Origin of the sequence: Pedobacter riviphilus, assembly GCF_014692875.1 — a bacterium.
Classification (GTDB): domain Bacteria; phylum Bacteroidota; class Bacteroidia; order Sphingobacteriales; family Sphingobacteriaceae; genus Pedobacter; species Pedobacter riviphilus.
In genome coordinates this window covers 5,690,295-5,706,894 of sequence record NZ_CP061171.1, presented here as the reverse complement: position 1 = coordinate 5,706,894, position 16,600 = coordinate 5,690,295, and the positions used below count along the sequence as shown (strand labels likewise).

At 37.4% G+C, this 16,600-nt stretch carries 18 protein-coding genes; 9 read left to right on the top strand and 9 right to left on the bottom strand.

Annotated elements, in window-relative coordinates:
* Window positions 1–319: 319 nt before the first annotated feature.
* The 4 genes from H9N25_RS23640 (at window position 320) to H9N25_RS23625 (ending at window position 3,921) form a co-directional block, all read left to right on the top strand.
* Complete coding sequence (locus tag H9N25_RS23640; protein WP_190327439.1) at window positions 320–2,269, top strand: beta-N-acetylhexosaminidase; 1,950 nt, start codon at window positions 320–322, stop codon at window positions 2,267–2,269.
* Window positions 2,266–2,739, top strand: a complete 474-nt coding sequence (locus tag H9N25_RS23635) for a CYTH domain-containing protein (protein WP_223833506.1) — start codon at window positions 2,266–2,268, stop codon at window positions 2,737–2,739. The genes H9N25_RS23640 and H9N25_RS23635 overlap by 4 nt, the downstream gene beginning before the upstream one ends.
* A 287-nt stretch (window positions 2,740–3,026) precedes the next feature.
* Complete coding sequence (locus tag H9N25_RS23630; RefSeq protein ID WP_223833505.1) at window positions 3,027–3,491, top strand: BON domain-containing protein; 465 nt, start codon at window positions 3,027–3,029, stop codon at window positions 3,489–3,491.
* Between the two features lie 7 nt (window positions 3,492–3,498).
* A complete protein-coding gene (locus H9N25_RS23625; RefSeq protein ID WP_167296493.1) occupies window positions 3,499–3,921 on the top strand; it encodes an SH3 domain-containing protein in 423 nt (140 codons plus the stop codon).
* 52 nt (window positions 3,922–3,973) lie between these two features.
* Here the strand turns inward: H9N25_RS23625 and H9N25_RS23620 are convergent, their stop codons facing one another.
* The 4 genes from H9N25_RS23620 to H9N25_RS23605 form a co-directional block, all read right to left on the bottom strand.
* Entirely contained in the window at window positions 3,974–4,609 is a 636-nt protein-coding gene (locus H9N25_RS23620) for a response regulator (protein ID WP_169502507.1), read from the bottom strand.
* 522 nt (window positions 4,610–5,131) lie between these two features.
* Complete coding sequence (locus tag H9N25_RS23615; RefSeq protein WP_190327438.1) at window positions 5,132–6,100, bottom strand: FKBP-type peptidyl-prolyl cis-trans isomerase; 969 nt, start codon at window positions 6,098–6,100, stop codon at window positions 5,132–5,134.
* Between the two features lie 202 nt (window positions 6,101–6,302).
* A complete protein-coding gene (locus H9N25_RS23610) occupies window positions 6,303–7,298 on the bottom strand; it encodes an FKBP-type peptidyl-prolyl cis-trans isomerase (RefSeq protein ID WP_190327437.1) in 996 nt (331 codons plus the stop codon).
* Between the two features lie 44 nt (window positions 7,299–7,342).
* Window positions 7,343–8,353: a DHH family phosphoesterase gene (locus H9N25_RS23605; protein ID WP_190327436.1), complete on the bottom strand. Its 1,011-nt coding sequence runs from the start codon at window positions 8,351–8,353 to the stop codon at window positions 7,343–7,345.
* A gap of 208 nt (window positions 8,354–8,561) precedes the next feature.
* Here H9N25_RS23605 and H9N25_RS23600 point away from each other — a divergent pair, with 208 nt between their 5' ends.
* The 3 genes from H9N25_RS23600 (at window position 8,562) to H9N25_RS23590 (ending at window position 10,455) form a co-directional block, all read left to right on the top strand.
* Window positions 8,562–8,981 (top strand): nucleoside-diphosphate kinase, encoded by a 420-nt coding sequence (locus tag H9N25_RS23600; RefSeq protein ID WP_039479466.1) that lies wholly within the window; start codon window positions 8,562–8,564, stop codon window positions 8,979–8,981.
* 135 nt (window positions 8,982–9,116) lie between these two features.
* Complete coding sequence (locus H9N25_RS23595) at window positions 9,117–9,887, top strand: FKBP-type peptidyl-prolyl cis-trans isomerase (RefSeq protein ID WP_190327435.1); 771 nt, start codon at window positions 9,117–9,119, stop codon at window positions 9,885–9,887.
* Between the two features lie 391 nt (window positions 9,888–10,278).
* Window positions 10,279–10,455, top strand: coding sequence for a hypothetical protein (locus H9N25_RS23590; protein WP_190327434.1), 177 nt, complete (start codon window positions 10,279–10,281; stop codon window positions 10,453–10,455).
* A 110-nt stretch (window positions 10,456–10,565) separates the two neighbouring features.
* Here the strand turns inward: H9N25_RS23590 and H9N25_RS23585 are convergent, their stop codons facing one another.
* Window positions 10,566–10,856 (bottom strand): DUF721 domain-containing protein, encoded by a 291-nt coding sequence (locus H9N25_RS23585; protein WP_167296486.1) that lies wholly within the window; start codon window positions 10,854–10,856, stop codon window positions 10,566–10,568.
* A complete protein-coding gene (recF, locus tag H9N25_RS23580) occupies window positions 10,849–11,952 on the bottom strand; it encodes a DNA replication/repair protein RecF (protein WP_190327433.1) in 1,104 nt (367 codons plus the stop codon). Before recF ends, H9N25_RS23585 begins: the two co-directional genes overlap by 8 nt.
* A gap of 105 nt (window positions 11,953–12,057) precedes the next feature.
* Here recF and H9N25_RS23575 point away from each other — a divergent pair, with 105 nt between their 5' ends.
* On the top strand, window positions 12,058–12,465 hold the full coding sequence (locus H9N25_RS23575) for a hypothetical protein (RefSeq protein WP_169502510.1): 408 nt from the start codon (window positions 12,058–12,060) through the stop codon (window positions 12,463–12,465).
* Window positions 12,466–12,588: 123 nt separating this feature from the next.
* On the top strand, window positions 12,589–13,254 hold the full coding sequence (locus H9N25_RS23570) for a tetratricopeptide repeat protein (RefSeq protein WP_108197625.1): 666 nt from the start codon (window positions 12,589–12,591) through the stop codon (window positions 13,252–13,254).
* Between the two features lie 683 nt (window positions 13,255–13,937).
* On the opposite strand, the gene pth is transcribed toward H9N25_RS23570, so the two are convergent.
* The 3 genes from pth to H9N25_RS23555 all read right to left on the bottom strand — a co-directional run bounded on the left by pth (window position 13,938) and on the right by H9N25_RS23555 (window position 16,389).
* Window positions 13,938–14,498, bottom strand: coding sequence for an aminoacyl-tRNA hydrolase (gene pth / locus H9N25_RS23565; protein ID WP_025144146.1), 561 nt, complete (start codon window positions 14,496–14,498; stop codon window positions 13,938–13,940).
* Window positions 14,499–14,709: 211 nt separating this feature from the next.
* On the bottom strand, window positions 14,710–15,294 hold the full coding sequence (locus H9N25_RS23560) for a 50S ribosomal protein L25/general stress protein Ctc (protein ID WP_167296482.1): 585 nt from the start codon (window positions 15,292–15,294) through the stop codon (window positions 14,710–14,712).
* A gap of 153 nt (window positions 15,295–15,447) precedes the next feature.
* Entirely contained in the window at window positions 15,448–16,389 is a 942-nt protein-coding gene (locus H9N25_RS23555; protein ID WP_029278327.1) for a ribose-phosphate pyrophosphokinase, read from the bottom strand.
* Window positions 16,390–16,600 lie beyond the last annotated feature (211 nt).

Genomic DNA, 16,600 nt, shown 5'->3' with positions numbered 1-16,600 from the left:
ATCTTGAGTATATCGAGGGGCAATCTTTTTTTAGAATCAGCTAACTATGGGACAAAATTGCTGTTCCCGCAGATCAAAAAGATTTTCGCAGATGATGACTTTCTCTGTGAACTTTGTGGCTAATTCTTCGGCTCCGCTCAGACTGACAAATCTCTAATAATATCATAAATTCAATTACAATTTTTATCCAACGCTAACCGCTATACGCTCCGCGCTTTGCTTCTTGCACATTTCCTTCTGCACAAATACCACCCATTAAAATCTTTTTTAATAAATTGCGGAATTATACTTATCCGGTTAACCCGTTTTAATGATTTAAATGAAAAAAATATTCCTGATTATCTCTTACTGTTTTTTTGCAGCCAATACCTTCGCTCAATCTATTGTTACAGAAACTGAAATCGGCGATTCCGAAAGCGCAGTTGCACAAACACCAATTGCTATTATACCAGAGCCTGTATCTTTAATGAAAAAGGCAGGTACTTTTACCTTACCAGAAAATGTAACCATCCAGACTGTTAAGAGTGGAGAATTAAAACAATCTATCGCTTACCTTTCCGATCGGATTACTACCGCTACCGGTAAATTTGTAAGCACAGTGAGTAATTCAAGTCACCCAACTATTAAACTGATTTTAAATACTCAAGAAGATACCCAACTCGGTAAAGAAGGTTACAAATTAAATGTTAATCCTACACAGGTTGTAATTACAGCTAACCAGCCTGCTGGGATTTTTTATGGCGTTCAGTCATTGCTTCAACTTTTCCCAGCCGAAATAGAAAGCAAGGAACTAGTAAATGATATCAAATGGAAGGCGCCTTGTGTTGATGTGGTAGATTATCCAAAATTGGGCTGGAGAGGTTTGATGTTCGATGTAGCCCGTCACTTTTTCACCAAGCAAGAAGTAAAGCAGTTTATTGACGACATGGTGCGTTATAAATTTAATCTGTTGCATTTGCACCTCGCAGATGATGAAGGCTGGAGAATTGAAATTAAAGGCTTACCTAAATTAACTGAAATAGGTGCATGGAGCGTTAAAAAAATCGGGACTTTCGGCGATTTTACCCCACCAACGGCGGATGAACCCCGTACTTACGGTGGTTTTTATACCCAGGAAGATATTAAAGAACTCGTTCAGTATGCACAAGAACGTTTTGTAAATATATTACCAGAAATCGATGTTCCAGGGCATAGTTTAGCTATTATCGCTTCTTACCCTGAACTATCCTGCACGCCGGATGCCGTTAATTATAAAGTGCGCTCAGGTGAAAAAATTATGGATTGGAGCCGTGGTGCGCCACCAACTGCTTTGGTTGATAATACACTTTGCCCGGCAAACGAAAAAGTTTATGTGTTCTTAGATTCTGTGCTTACCCAGGTAGCTAAACTTTTCCCTTTTGAATACATTCATATGGGTGGTGATGAAGCCCCTCATAATTTCTGGGAAAAGAACGATCAGGTTAAAGCTTTAATGCTTCGCGAAGGTTTAAAAACTATTCCTCAAGTTCAGGCTTATTTTGAAAAACGTGTAGAACAGATCGTGATTTCGAAAGGCAAAAAGTTTATGGGCTGGGACGAAATTCTTGAAGGAGGTGTATCGCCAACAGCAGCCGTAATGAGCTGGAGAGGAATGAAATATGGTATCCAGGCAGCGAATGAAAAGCACAACGTGGTAATGAGTCCAACTGATTTTGCATACCTGGATTATATGCAGGCAGATCCGATTACCGAACCAAAAGTTTATGCCTCGTTAAGGTTAAATAAAGCCTACCAGTTTAACCCTGTTCCAGCAGGCGTAAATGCACAGTATATTATTGGTGCACAGGCCAACCTTTGGACAGAGCAGGTTTTTACTTTCCGCCAGGCAGAATATATGGTTTGGCCACGTGCATTTGCCATTTCGGAATCGATCTGGAGTCCAATTGAAAAGAAAAACTGGACAAATTTTGTTGATCGCACACAACAGCATTTCAAACGATTAGATTTAGCAGAGATTAAATATTCGCCTGCCATTTACGATCCGATTTTTACAGTAAAACGCAGTGCTGATAAACAGTTAATGATCGAATTAACGACGGAAATAGACGGTCTGGATATCTACTATAGCTTTGATAACTCTACTCCCGACCGTTTTTATCCGAAATATACAGCCGCATTACAGGTGCCAAAAGATGCCAGTATGCTCCGTGTAATTACCTACCGCGGGAAACAACCGATTGGAAGATTGATCAGCATGCCTGTTGCTGATTTACAGAAAAGGGCAAGATGATGGGAAAAGAAATAGAACGCAAATTCTTAATCGATCATCAGAAGTGGAATAACCTGAGCAAACCAGAAGGAAAACTTTTTAGACAAGGTTATTTACTTAGTGATCAAGATAAAACGGTGCGCGTAAGGGCAACCGAAACCAAAGGTTTTTTAACCATAAAAGGTCAAACGATTGGTGCAACCCGGATGGAATACGAATATGAAATCCCTGTTGGTGAAGCCACAGAGTTATTAGATCACTTTTCCTTAACTGAACTTTCAAAAACACGTTATGAAATTACATTTAACGGCAAGGTTTGGGAGATAGATGTATTTTTGGGCGATAATAAAGGACTAATTGTTGCCGAAATTGAACTTGACAGTGAAGACGAAATATTCGAACTCCCAGATTGGATAAGCAGAGAAGTTACCGAAGAAGAAAAATATTATAATTCTAATTTAGCAGTTAAGCCCTTTAAAGATTGGATTTAATTTTCAGTCACCTCAGGTTTTTAACACCTGAGAAGGCTGTTCGAATGATTGATCACTTCACTCCCCTTGTTGGTTATAAATCAAATGTTATAAATACGGATCATCAAATCGCGATTAAGCCAGGGCGCTGTTTAAAATTTATTCTGAAATAAATAAAAGATTTTAGTTTCTAATTAAACGTATTTCATATATTAGCTTTAACGAAGTCATCCCACCGAGTAAAAAGGAAACTATTTAAGTTTTCTAAGCATTGTATTGTCAAATAATATCAATATAAAACCAAGAGGATGAAAACAACTAAATTATTAATGAGCATGGTTATTGCAACTACACTATTTTTTGTAGGCTGTAAACCAAAAGATGCGGCAATCCAGGCTGCAATCCAGGCCAAAGAAGCTGCTGGTATTACCGTAGCTGTTACTAAAGGCGAAGTAACTTTAACTGGTGAAGTTGATGATGAAGCCACAAAAACCAAAGCAGAAGAAATTGCAAAGGCAGAAAAAGGGGTAAAATCTGTAATCAACAATTTAACAGTTAAACCAGCAGATGTACCTGTTGTAATTGCAGAAGACCCTACTTTAATTAAAAATGTTGCTGATGCGACCAAAGATTTCCCAACGGTGAAAGCCGAGGTTAAAGATGGTGTAGTTCTCTTAACCGGCGAAATTAAAAAAGCCTCATTAATCACCTTAATGCAGCATTTGAGTGCATTAAAACCTAAAAAAATAGACAATAAATTAACCGTTAAATAACTGAGCCATGGCATTAGCAGATAAATACAAAGCACTAACTGACGCAGCAACTGCGGCAGGCATAGCAGATTTAGCGGTGAGGGAGCAAGACGGGGTTTTATACATAGATGGAACTGCTGCCGATGGTGCAACTAAAGATCATCTTTGGGAAGTTTATAATCAAATTGACCCCAACTTTACATCAGGCGACTTGGTTCTGAATGTAAACGTGGCCATTGATGCCGCTGTTACCCATGCAAAAGTGATTACAGAGAGCAGTAATCTAAATATCCGTAAAGGCCCGGGAACGGATCAACCAATTGTAGGTAAAGCTGCACATGGCGAGGTGATTACCCTGGTAAACAGAAGCAACGATTTATGGTGGCTGGTAAGGACTAACGATGGCGAAGAAGGTTATTGTTATGCGCAATATTTAGAAGCGCAAGCTTAAAAATTCAAACAGACCTCGCAAGTTTATGAAACCTGTGAGGTCTCTTTCAAAATTAAATCAGCTGATGCTCGTGTGCAAAATTCAGCAAACCAACAATTGATTTCACACCAGTTTTACGCCATATATTTTTACGATGGGTTTCTACTGTATGCTCCGAAATAAAGAGCATCCTGCCTATACTTGCAGAAGTGTATTCTTTGGCAATCAACCTAATAATTTCTACTTCTCGAGGTGATAAAATATTCACTTCTTCTGTATGGTTTTCACGCTGGTAACCATTAATAAATTTAGCGGTGATGGAATTTTGTATATAGGTTTCGCCAAGCATAACCTTATTAATTGCTTTATGCAGTTCGTGAAACTTTACATTTTTTAAAAGATAACCTGTTGCTCCAGACTTGATCATTTTCGAAATATTGATAAAATCATCCTGCATAGAAAGTACAATAACTTTAATTTTGGGAAATTCTCTTTTAATCAATTTAGTTAAATCAGCTCCAACCTTTTCGCAAACACTAACATCGGCAAGTACAATATCTGGTATCTTAGTCCTGATCAATTGTTCGGCAAGTGCTGCAGAATTAGCCTTACCAACAACAACAATACTTTCTGAATCACTTAGAATGGATTCAACACTATCCATTAAAGCATCATAATCGTGAATTAAAAAGACCTTGATCTTTTCCATAAAGTTTAGTTTTAAACGTTAATCATTTTCACCTGAAGGCAGGAAAAACAGTTTGAATAGATTTTTAAACAAAAGTTTAATATATCTATTCAAAACTTATCCAATATTCTATCAAAAGCTTTAAATTTTATGTTTTTAACTAAGGTAGGTGGCAGTTTTTTTTTGACATATTCCAATAAACCATCCCTCTGCTTTTCAATAGCGATTGAGTGAAGCCATTTGGAAATACTGTGATTATTTCTATTGTATGCTGGACAACGATAAGAAGCCTTTACGTGCCTGCAGTATCCATCCTTTAGAAACAGACTGAAAAACATGTTGAACAGCATCAATTTCAGGCCCAGAAACATAATAGTACTGCTTGAGCGCATAGTGATAATAAGGATGATTATTTGTTTTGTTAATCTAATTTAAACAAAAAAATTCTTTTACTACTATAATTATCAATTTCTTAACACAAAAAAAGCGCAAGCCCAGTATTATAATTTACTGATCCTTGCGCCTTTATGTTATGGTAAATATTTACTTAGTTACTGGGGTTGCCACATTTGGCTTAATAATACCTTTCAGTTCTACATCAAATACCAAAGGTGTGAATGGATTAATCGGTCCGCCACCATTTTCGCCAAAACCCAATCTTGATGGCAAAATCATTTTGATCTTACCGCCAACACCAATAAGTTGGATCCCCTGAATAACTCCTTGTGGCAATTGCCCTAAAGGTAAACTACGCGGTACATATTGTACGTTTTCAGAGAAAATCCCGGCTTCTTTTGCAATTTTAGCATTCGAAGTATCAAAAACATTTAATGCTCCGTTCGATTTTTTATTCGTAAACTGGCCTGTGTAATCCATTAATACCGTATCTGTTAAAGTTGCTCTTTCTGAATTGCCTGGGGCAGAAATAACATACTGTAGTCCAGATGGCGCAGTAGTTACCTTTAAATTATTCTCGGCAACATACTTTGCAATTTTAGCGGGCTCTACCACTTTATTTTTTTCATTTAGTGCTTTGTACTCAGACTCAAAGAAAAGGCGTTTCTTCGCTTCGAAAATAGAATCAGCGTCTTTCCCTTTATGCAATACTTTCTCAATTTTAATGGTAAAAGAAGCAATGTTTGATTTTAGTCCTTTTGGTTTAGGCTGACCTGAATATTTCTCCATCGAATCCAGGTTCAATTTAAAAACGGCGCTATCGCCTTCACCAAGCAGTTTTAATCCAGAGGCTAAATCACCTTTAAACATCGATTTGCTGATGGCAAAGAAAGCCGGACGTTCATTGTCATAGGTATTTACCATTACCGAATCGGGATTGGTATTGGTTTCTACCGTTTGAACACCATTTAACTTTACATAATCTCCATCCTGAATTTTTGGCTTACCTTCACTTTTATAGATCTTGTAAGTCATATCTCCTTCACCTTTTTCGAATTTGTTACAGGCAGACAAGCCCAAAGCCGCTACCAAGAGAATAATAATTCCGTTCTTCATTTAAATTTTATTTATTTCAAAACAGCCTAAATATCTTTTTTCAAAATACCTGCTATTTTATTAGATCACTACAAAGATAGGTTATATTAAGTTTTTATAAATCTTTGAAATGTTTTATTTATCGGTTCAGCATCAAAAAAAGGTGGGCAAAAAAAAATCCTGCCTAAATAAATAAGCAGGATTTTTAAATATCTTAAAGAAATTATTTTTTAACTACTGGAGCAGGCATTTGAACTGGAGCTGCTGCAGCTGGTTTTCCTTTGATAATATCTTTGATTTCTAAATCGAAAGCAATTGGGCTGAAAGGCATAATACCTACTTGAGGTGCACCTTGCTCGCCATAACCTAAGTTAGAAGGGATAATCACTTTAATTTTACCACCTTTACCAATTAACTGTAAAGCTTCGGTAAATCCTGGGATTGTACCGCCAACTGGCATTTTTTGAGGACCGTAAGGTTTACCTGGTTTAAATTCCTTTTCTGCTTTAGCCAGTTTCTCATCACTTGTATCGAAGATTTTGTATTTACCATCTTTACCTTTTTTAGTCACTCTACCAGTATATTCAATTAATACAGTATCGCCTAAAGCTGGTTTTTCTGCACTACCTGCATTTTCGATAATGTAGTGTAAACCACTTGCAGTAGTTTTGGTTGCCAGTTTAGTATCTTCTAGATAAGCTTTTAACTTAGCAGGTTCAGCAGCTTTCTTTTTTTCTGAACTAGCTTTATAATCAGCCTGAAAAAATTCCTGTGCTCTTTTGTTAAAAGTAGAATCAGCTTCGCCAGCCTTTTTCTTGAATACTTTCTCGATTTTCACCGTAAAAGTAATGTATTTATCATTTTTGAACTGCTCTGGTTTAGGTTGTTTACTATGAAATGCCATAGTATCCAAGTTTACTTTAAAAGTAGCACTATCGCCTTCTCCAAACAATGTTAAAACGTCGTTCATATCACCAGCATACATTTTTTTCTGTGCAGGAAATACCGCAGGCGTTTCGCTATCAAAAGTGCTTGATAAAACTGAATCTTTATCGTTTTTCTGGATAAAATTCATTTTAACGATATCGCCTTCTTTGATTTTCTCGTTACCTGCCGAGTGGTGAATGGTATACAATAAGCCACCAGCTCCCTTTTTTTCTTGTTTACATGCTGCTAAACCTAAAGTGGCTGCTGCTAGAATAATAATTCCCTTTTTCATTTATTAATTTGACTTTTTTAAGTTTTAGTGTTTATTTCTTACCCTTAGGCAATCAATTGTTCTTTATATTCTGCTAATATCGATTTAAATTCGTTAACTACATCATTTAATGGTTTTTCTGCCGCACCACCTGCTGCATTTCTATGACCACCGCCATTAAAATACTTTTTACAGATTTCATTGGCCGGAAAATCGCCTGTAGACCTAACAGATAATTTAACTTTATCTGGTCGTTCAATAATTAACGCGGCCAAACGGATACCATTGATGGAAAGGGCATAGTTTACCACCCCTTCTGTGTCGCCGGTAATGCTATGGTACTGTGCCAATTCTTCTTTCGTCACCGAAATAATGGCGGTGTTGTATTCTCTTATAACTTCTAACTTGTTTGATAGGCAATAGCCCAAAAAGCGCAAACGATTTTCGCTTGAGTTATCGTATACCAACTCGTGGATTTTCGATTGATCAGCCCCTAAATCGATCAGGTTTGCGGCAATACGGTATACTTCTGAAGTTGCCGATGAGAAGCGGAAAGATCCCGAATCGGTCATAATACCCGTGTACAAACAAGAAGCTACATCTTTATTGATCAGCTCGCCATCCTGTAACTGATTTACAATAAAATCGTAAACCAACTGCGCAGCAGCACAAGCATTGATATCCCAGTGACGATAGTCGTCAAAATCTTCAGGGTCGAGGTGATGATCGATCATGATTTTTTTTGCTCCTGCTGCCCTCACCAATTCGCCTAATTCATTAATCCTACTTAGGGTATTAAAATCAAGGCAAAATATGAGCGAAGCTTCATCAACTAACCTGGCCGCCTTTTCTTGCTCATCTGTAAAAATAATTACATCACCATTATTTGGCATCCAATGCAGAAAAGTAGGATAATCTGTTGGTGTGATTACCCTAACATGATGGCCTTTTTGAATTAAATATCCATATAACCCCAGAGATGAACCCATCGCATCGCCATCAGGTTTGTGATGCGTAGTGATCACAATTCGTTGTGGCGTAGCCAATAATGTTTTTAATTCAGTTAGTGTAAGCATATATTTTTTGCGCTGCAAAGCTAAGTAATTTTAATATAGGATTAAAGGATTTTAAGATAAGCAAGATCTTATCCTAAAAACAGGCTTTATTTCATATTTAAAGCCATAATACCATTAATGATATACCAACTTCAATCTTAAGCAATAGCTGTTGATTATTCGTCAATTAAAACGTATTTTTGCAAAAAATTTGATATCAAAAAGCACAATGAGCACTAACAGAACTTTTACCATGATTAAGCCTGATGCAGTAGCAAACGGCCATATCGGATCAATCATTAACGACATTACTAATGCTGGCTTCAAAATCATCGCATTAAAATATACTAAACTTACAGAAGAAACTGCTGGTCAGTTCTATGCTGTTCACGCTGAGCGTCCTTTTTACAAAGATTTAGTAAGCTTTATGTCTTCAGGGCCTATTGTTGCTGCTATTTTAGAAAAAGACAATGCCATTGAAGATTTCAGAAAATTGATCGGTGCTACTAACCCAGCTGAAGCTGCAGAAGGTACAATCCGTCAGAAATATGCAAAATCAATCGATGCAAACGCTGTTCACGGTTCAGATTCTGACGAAAATGCAGAAATTGAAGGTAACTTCTTCTTCAAAGCAGACGAACGTTTCTAGTTTCCAACACAAAAAACTTACAATAAAACCCCGAATATTCGGGGTTTTATTGTTTTATCTATTTTGTATCTTTCGGCCTTAAAATATAATCCACCATTTTAAACCTGTTGGAATTAATTACACATAAAATAATCAATGAAGAGAATTTTTTTAGCGGTATGTCTATCCGGTATCGCTGTTGCATCTTATGCACAAACCAAAACAGCAGCAAAGAAAACTGTTGCCAAAAAACCAACTACAGCCATAAGTAAAACATCAACCTTTACAGCGTTAAAATCTACTTTAGATTCTACCAGTTACGCTTTTGGTACATCTATCGGTGCAGGCCTAAAAACTACTGGTCTTTCTACCTTAAATTACGAAGTATTGTTAAAAGGCTTGAAAGATGCATTTACAGGTGGCAAGGTTACTTTAACCCAGCAGCAGGCACAACAATGTATTAATGAGGCATTAGCCAAGGCATCATCAGTAAAAAACAAAGCTGAAGAAGCAGCAAATAAAATTAAATATGCACCAATTATGAAAGAAGGACAAGATTTCTTAGAACAGAACAAAAAACGTGCGGGTGTACAAACAACTGCAAGCGGCTTACAATACGAAGTTTTAACTGCTGGTACTGGCGTTAAACCACTGGCTACCGATTCGGTACTGGTGCATTACAAAGGCACATTATTAAATGGAAAACAATTTGACAGCTCTTATGATAGAGGTGAACCGATTTCTTTTCCATTAAACCAGGTAATTAAAGGTTGGACCGAAGGTGTACAATTAATGCCTGCCGGTTCTAAATACAAATTTTTTATTCCATATGATTTAGCTTACGGAGCACGTGGTGCAGGACAGGATATTCCTCCTTACAGCACTTTGATCTTCGAGGTTGAATTGTTAAAAGTAAATGGGAAATAAAAATTTATGCAGTCAGATGTTACCAACTGACACCACCACGAAAATACCTGCTTATCTATTTGGCAGGTATTTTTTTTGGAAAACAATGTTCAGCGCTGTGTGGCAGCTGAAGTCCCGCCACCGCTTATAGTCCTCTCCCGATGAAATATCGGGCTGCGGGCTATGACGCTTTGTCGGGTTTATTAAACAACGGGCAGTAGCTTTAAACCTGCAGTCAGATATTTCCATCTGACTGTTTTTTATTTAAAATATTTTGGAATTGCAATAGTAGGCCCAGTAAGGTGTCAGATGATAACATCTAACACCACGACCAGGACGATTCCAGGCAAATGAGTCATTTACCAAAACTTTCTTTAGTATTCAATGTTAGCTATTACAAATTAACATAGATATGAAAAGAGCATTCCCTTTAGTACTGATTGCATTTTTATGCACCACCTTAAGCAGTTGTGAACTGGTAGAAGGTATATTTAAAGCCGGCGTTTGGGTTGGCGTTATTGTAGTTGTAGTCGTGCTTGCACTGTTGATCTGGATTTTGTCTAAGATATTTGGTGGAGGAAAGGGCTAGATTTCAATCTGTCACGTTGAGCCTGTCGAAACGCTTGAAACTAAATTTAAACAGGTCCTTCGACAAGCTCAGGATGACAATTTTATATTAATTCTACAGCTTCTTTAGGCTTACAAAAAAATCATTTCGGTAATCACTTCGCTACCCGCATGTTCATTTAATTTCTGGATTATTCCCTGGCGTACCATAATCAGTTCATTTTTGATTACCGAAGATTCTATCCGTAAAAAAAGCTTTTTATCGTGGATGTAAATCTGTTTGGTGCGGTTGGCGATTGCAGTGCCCATAATTTCTGGCCAGACGGATAAGATCGAAGTTTCGTCGAATTTACGGCGCAAACGGTATACATCCAGCATTTTGCTGATGGCATCTTTTACTGTAACATCATTGGGTTTACGCATTTTGTATAGTTCCGTTATCTACTTCGAACAAAGTTACATCAACTTCTATTTTTTCAAAAATTGATTTTACTCTTTCTCTTCCAGTATCTGTAATAAATATCTGCCCAAAATCATGGTGGGAAACCATTTGCATTAATTTTTGAACGCGGTTATCATCCAGCTTATCAAAAATATCATCCAATAAAAGCAAAGGCTTAAATCCTTTGTTTTTAGCAAGGTAAGCATACTGGGCAATTTTCAAGGCAATTAAAAAAGACTTCTGTTGACCTTGGGAACCAAACTTCTTTAAAGGCATTCCACTGATTACAAAAGCCAACTCATCTTTATGGATGCCCGTTGTGGTCCGCTCCAGTACGCGGTCTTTCTCTACCGATTTCTTTAACAGCTCTTCAAAAGTGGCCTCGTTCAATTGCGATTGATAATTCAGTTCTACAATTTCCCTGTTTTCGGTAAGGTAGGTATAATATTGATTAAACAGCGGAATAAACTCATCCATAAAGGCTTTACGGATGGCGAATATCTTATTGCCCGCTAAAATCAGCTGTTCATCCAAAATTTCGAGCAGCGTAGGATCGTATTTTCTGGTAATGGCGATCTGCTTTAGCAAAGCATTCCGGTTTAATAAAATACGGTTATAGGTAATCAATTGATCCAGGTAATGTGCATCCGTTTGCGAAATTACATTATCGATAAACTTTCTCCGCTCCTCACTGCCTTCCATAATCAGGTTCACATCGTAAGGAGAAACCATCACCACCGGAAAAAGACCAACATGATCGGCCAATTTATCATACTCCTTTTTATTACGTTTGAACTGCTTTTTCTGATTGCGTTTTACTCCGCAAGAAATTTTTTCGTTTTTTTCGTTGCGTTCAAAATCGCCCTGAATCATAAAAACCTCTTCATTGGTTTTAATCTGCTGGCTATCGATGGGGTTAAAGTAACTTTTACATAGACAGAGATAGTGAATGGCATCAAGCATATTCGTTTTGCCTGAGCCGTTATTACCCGTAAAAACGTTTACCGTTTCCGAGAAATGGAGATCTGCATCGGTATAGTTTTTAAAATTTAGAAGGGTAATATTTTTTAACCACATAAATATGTCACAAATTTACCGTTTTTTAGCCTCTTAACACCCATTGTTTAAAATAAACGTTAATAACATTTAAAAAAATTGTACTTTCATAGCAAGGAAAATTAGATGGTTGCACAAAAAATGTTAGAAGGTAATGTTCTATGGTCTTACGATCATGAACTGACCAATGAAAAAAGTTCGGGCTGGATTAAAAAAATCGTAGGTTTATTTTCGTTTTTAAAGCCTATTCACAATCACGAAGGCAATATCCTATTGGCCTCTAACGGTCTTTTTATTACGGGAGATGAACAATTGGAACTTCCACTGTCTCATATAGAAGAGGTTTACATGGGCTTCGACGATTTATTCCCAGCTTCATCTGCAAAAAACTTCGGTGCATTCTGGCAGCCCATCAGAATTAGATCTACGGTGAGCCGTTCCGAAAGTCAAACGGTGTACCTGGTGATTAACCATACTGGTATTTTTAGCGACAACCAAACCTGGTTTAACACACTGATTAGCTTGTTACGCTAATTATCATAACGATTTTATAATCTGCGTGCCTAAATAACTAATGTTTAATCAAATACTTCAAAATAAAGATTGATACTTTGATTGAAAAATGTATTTTTGCAATCTTAAATTTTTTAAACAAACATGTCTACAACAGATAACCAGACAATTCAACCAACTAAAAAAGGTTCATTTTTACAAGAGAATAATAAGAGCTTACTGTTTATTGCAGGTGCTGTAGTTTTATTAGTTTTAATATATCTTTGGTATCAAGGCGTGTATTTAAAAGGTCGTGCTGAAGAAGCCGCTAGCAAAATGTACAAAGCAGAACAATTTGTTGGTGTAGACTCATTATCGAACAGAGCGGTTAAAGGCGAAGGGGGTTACCCGGGCTTAGAGCAAATAGCTAAAGAATACGACAACACAAAATCGGCAAACTTAGCTAACCTTTATTTAGGCGGTATTTACTTACGTAAGGGCGAATATAAACAAGCTATAGAGGCATTAAGCAAATATAGCGCTACTGGTAGCCCAGTTGCAGATCCATTGGCTTTAGGTTTACTAGGCGACGCTTACAGCGAATTGAAAGACTTTAAACAAGCGGCTACTTACTATAAAAAAGCGGCAGATAAAGCAAGTAAATTTACCTCACCAATGTTTTTAAAGAAATTAGGATTGGTTAATGAAAGCCAAAACGATTTTAAAGGTGCTGTTGAAGCTTATACTAAAGTAAAAACACAATATCCTGAGAGTGCAGAAGCGCAATTAATTGATGCTTACATTGCAAGAGCTCAAGAAAAAGTTAAATAATCATTAACTAAAACATATTTATGAAAAGATCATCGAAAGATGGTCTTTTTTTGTTTAATGAAGCGGTGTTAATTGATCGTCACCTTGAATTTATTTCAGGGTCTTTTTTCAGATAATTAGATGCTGCTCCCCTAGTTTGTTGCCCCACCTAACGATAGACGAGCTATTCTATTCATCATTATTTTTTTTTCTGGAAATCAGGTACAGAGGCTTTTAGGCTTGTGCAGTCCCGCTCTCCGTTCCTTCCGGTGAAAACCGGAACCACTGTGATCGGGTTTAGGTGGCGCAGCCAGCAATACTATTGGGGGCTGTATGACGCAGAAAAGTGGAAGCCGCCACTCCTTTGATTCGCCAGATCAGATAGTCTGCGAGAACACAGACCATGGCTCGAAAAGGAAGTCTATATAAAACTATGCTATTCTACCCACAACAGCAGTATAGACACTGCCTTTTAGACCTGATTGAAATGCAAAGCCCACAGCGTAGCGAGGACTTGTAATGAAAAGCAGGACTAACGTTAAAAAGAACTACTGCAATTGCTCTTCAAAAAAACTTTTTTTTCGATTATGCGTAATGCAGCCAAACTATTCGTCAGCTCTAATTTTATTTTAAGATTTGTTTTGCCAAAGATGCTGAAATAAATATGATAGCTATCAGATCAGTATAACGATTCTTATAAAAAATTACTTATTAAAAGCCGTCATGGTGTGGGCCGGGCCGATGGTTACAAAACTTTTAATCAATTCTACACTTTTATCAATCAATGCAGGAAGTTCCAACTGTTCATTTTTATCAAACAAACCCAAAACAAAGTCTACTTGCCTGCCTTTTGGGTAATCGTTTCCAATGCCGAAGCGGAGGCGCGCGTAGTTTTGTCCACCACAAACCTCTTCGATACTTTTTAAACCATTGTGACCAGCGCTGGAACCTTGAAGTTTTAACCTTAGCTTTCCTAGAGGCAAGGCAAGGTCATCAACAATAACGAGTACATTTTCTGGTGCTATTTTCAATTCCTTCATCCAATAGTTAACGGCCTTACCGCTCAGATTCATAAAGGTAGTTGGTTTAATTACATGCAGTTTTTTACCTTTAAAGCCCACCTCAGCATAATAGGCCAAACGGATATTATCGAAGCTACCACCTAAACCTTTAACCAGTTCATCAGCAATATCAAAGCCAATGTTATGTCTGGTATGTGCATAATCAGGTCCGATATTTCCTAAGCCAACTATAAGATATTTCATGGGGCAAAGATAAAAAAAAGGTCCGAAGTCAGGAGTCCGAAGTCGGCAGCCCATACCACAAAATTAATTCATTCATTTCAAACAACTTCTTAATGAATAGCGAAGTGGTTAGTGTTAGGTGATTAGCGGATTAATCTTAATGTAAAAAAAAAGCGTTCCGAATTAAATCGAAACGCTTCATCTTGAAATCAAGAAATCCTAAGAATCCCGATTACTTTTTACCTTTAGCAGCTTCAGTTTCTGCTTGTTTTAATGCTCTAGACATTGCAACAGAAACGATAGTATCTTCAGGAGTGTTAGTGATTACGTATTTATCACCTTTAAGGTCACGAACACGGAATAAACTACCTACTTCTAATTTCTCTAAGCTTACTTCTACGTTTTGTGGCATGTTAGCTGGTAATGCTTTAACACGTAGTTTACGTAATTTCTGGATTAATTTACCCCCCATTTTAACACCTGGAGAAGTTCCTGTTAATTTAACCGGGATCTCCATAACAATTTCTTTCTCATCAAATAACTGAAGAAAATCGATGTGTAATAATACGTCGGTAAGTGGGTGAAACTGAGTATCTTTTACGATAGCTTTGGTTTTAACACCATTTACATCAATCTCCACAAAGTTTACATCCGGGGTATAAATAACATCTCTTAAATCAGCAATAACCACAGCTAAGTGTTGTTGCTCTTTTCCACCATACAATACCGCCGGAACTTTACCTTCGTAGCGAAGTTCCTTGGCATCGCGTTTCCCTACGTTCTCTCTTGGAGAACCGCTAATTGCGATTGTTTTCATTTTTTATTTATTTAATTATTAGTGTTCGGTATCGAATATCAAGTATCAAGACCTTAAGCCTTCAACCCTCTACCTTCAACCTTATTTAAACTCTTTTTTATTGTTTAGCCTTTGCGACTAGCGTTTTAAGCGCTTATCGCAATACGCCCAACGCTATACTCTAAACAGATCACTAATTGATCCATGTTCATTTACATTGGCAATTGCCCTTGCAAATAAACTTGCTGTACTTAGCACCCTAATTTTCGGACTTTCCTGTTTTAATGGAATCGTATCCGTAACGATCAGCTCGGTTAATACTGAATTTTCTACCGTTTCTATTGCTTTGCCCGATAATACAGCATGTGTACAAACCGCTCTTACACTTGCTGCACCGTTTTCCATAATCAAGGCTGCAGCTTTTGATAAGGTTCCGGCAGTATCGCAAATATCATCGATCAATACTACATCCTGTCCGGTTACATCACCAATAATCGACATTGATTCGATTTCGTTGGCACGTTTACGGCGTTTATCGCAGATAATTACCTCAGCATTAAAAAATTTGGCAAAAGTACGTGCCCTATACGAACCGCCCATATCTGGCGATGCAATAGTTAAGTTTTTTAAACCTAAGCTTTTGATATAAGGTACAAAGATTACCGATCCATCTAAGTGATCAACCGGAATATCGAAGAAACCCTGTATCTGTGCAGCATGTAGATCCATCGTCATAATACGGTGAATACCTGCTGATTTTAATAAGTTGGCCACTAATTTGGCACCGATTGCTACACGTGGCTTATCTTTTCTATCCTGACGGGCTAAACCATAATAAGGAACAACTGCTGTAATATAATGTGCCGATGCTCTTTTAGCAGCATCAACCATTAACAAAAGCTCCATTAAATTATCGCTAGGCTGATAAGTAGACTGGATTAGAAAAACATCACTACCACGAATTGACTCATCAAAGGAAGGCTGAAACTCTCCATCACTGAATTTGTGAATGGTTACGCTACCAAGTGGCTTGCCGTAATGTTCGGCAATCTTAAGTGATAATCCCTTAGAACCTGTTCCGGAAAAAAGCTTTACCGGGTTAAACTGCAATGGCATGGGTTCGTGTAGTTTACGGTTAAAAAAAATCGGATCATGTCTATTTAAAACATGATCCGACATTAAATTTTAGTTGTCCGACCTGGATTCGAACCAAGACAAACGGTACCAAAAACCGTTGTACTACCCTTATACTATCGGACAAAAACTTCTCAAGGATATTCTCCTCGAAAGGGAATGCAAATGTAGGAACCTTATTTTAAATATGCAA

Bases quoted from the DNA above. Each gene is read 5' to 3' on its own strand.
- H9N25_RS23590 (WP_190327434.1), top strand. From the start codon at position 10,279: ATGAAAAGAGCATTCCCTTTAGTACTGATTGCATTTTTATGCACCACC.
- H9N25_RS23605 (WP_190327436.1), bottom strand. From the start codon at position 8,353: ATGCTTACACTAACTGAATTAAAAACATTATTGGCTACGCCACAACGA.
- H9N25_RS23625 (WP_167296493.1), top strand. From the start codon at position 3,499: ATGGCATTAGCAGATAAATACAAAGCACTAACTGACGCAGCAACTGCG.
- H9N25_RS23595 (WP_190327435.1), top strand. From the start codon at position 9,117: ATGAAGAGAATTTTTTTAGCGGTATGTCTATCCGGTATCGCTGTTGCA.
- H9N25_RS23560 (WP_167296482.1), bottom strand. From the start codon at position 15,294: ATGAAAACAATCGCAATTAGCGGTTCTCCAAGAGAGAACGTAGGGAAA.
- H9N25_RS23610 (WP_190327437.1), bottom strand. From the start codon at position 7,298: ATGAAAAAGGGAATTATTATTCTAGCAGCAGCCACTTTAGGTTTAGCA.
- pth (WP_025144146.1), bottom strand. From the start codon at position 14,498: ATGAAATATCTTATAGTTGGCTTAGGAAATATCGGACCTGATTATGCA.
- H9N25_RS23575 (WP_169502510.1), top strand. From the start codon at position 12,058: ATGGTTGCACAAAAAATGTTAGAAGGTAATGTTCTATGGTCTTACGAT.
- H9N25_RS23615 (WP_190327438.1), bottom strand. From the start codon at position 6,100: ATGAAGAACGGAATTATTATTCTCTTGGTAGCGGCTTTGGGCTTGTCT.
- H9N25_RS23585 (WP_167296486.1), bottom strand. From the start codon at position 10,856: ATGCGTAAACCCAATGATGTTACAGTAAAAGATGCCATCAGCAAAATG.
- H9N25_RS23570 (WP_108197625.1), top strand. From the start codon at position 12,589: ATGTCTACAACAGATAACCAGACAATTCAACCAACTAAAAAAGGTTCA.
- H9N25_RS23600 (WP_039479466.1), top strand. From the start codon at position 8,562: ATGAGCACTAACAGAACTTTTACCATGATTAAGCCTGATGCAGTAGCA.
- H9N25_RS23640 (WP_190327439.1), top strand. From the start codon at position 320: ATGAAAAAAATATTCCTGATTATCTCTTACTGTTTTTTTGCAGCCAAT.
- H9N25_RS23620 (WP_169502507.1), bottom strand. From the start codon at position 4,609: ATGGAAAAGATCAAGGTCTTTTTAATTCACGATTATGATGCTTTAATG.
- H9N25_RS23635 (WP_223833506.1), top strand. From the start codon at position 2,266: ATGATGGGAAAAGAAATAGAACGCAAATTCTTAATCGATCATCAGAAG.
- H9N25_RS23630 (WP_223833505.1), top strand. From the start codon at position 3,027: ATGAAAACAACTAAATTATTAATGAGCATGGTTATTGCAACTACACTA.
- H9N25_RS23555 (WP_029278327.1), bottom strand. From the start codon at position 16,389: ATGCCATTGCAGTTTAACCCGGTAAAGCTTTTTTCCGGAACAGGTTCT.
- recF (WP_190327433.1), bottom strand. From the start codon at position 11,952: ATGTGGTTAAAAAATATTACCCTTCTAAATTTTAAAAACTATACCGAT.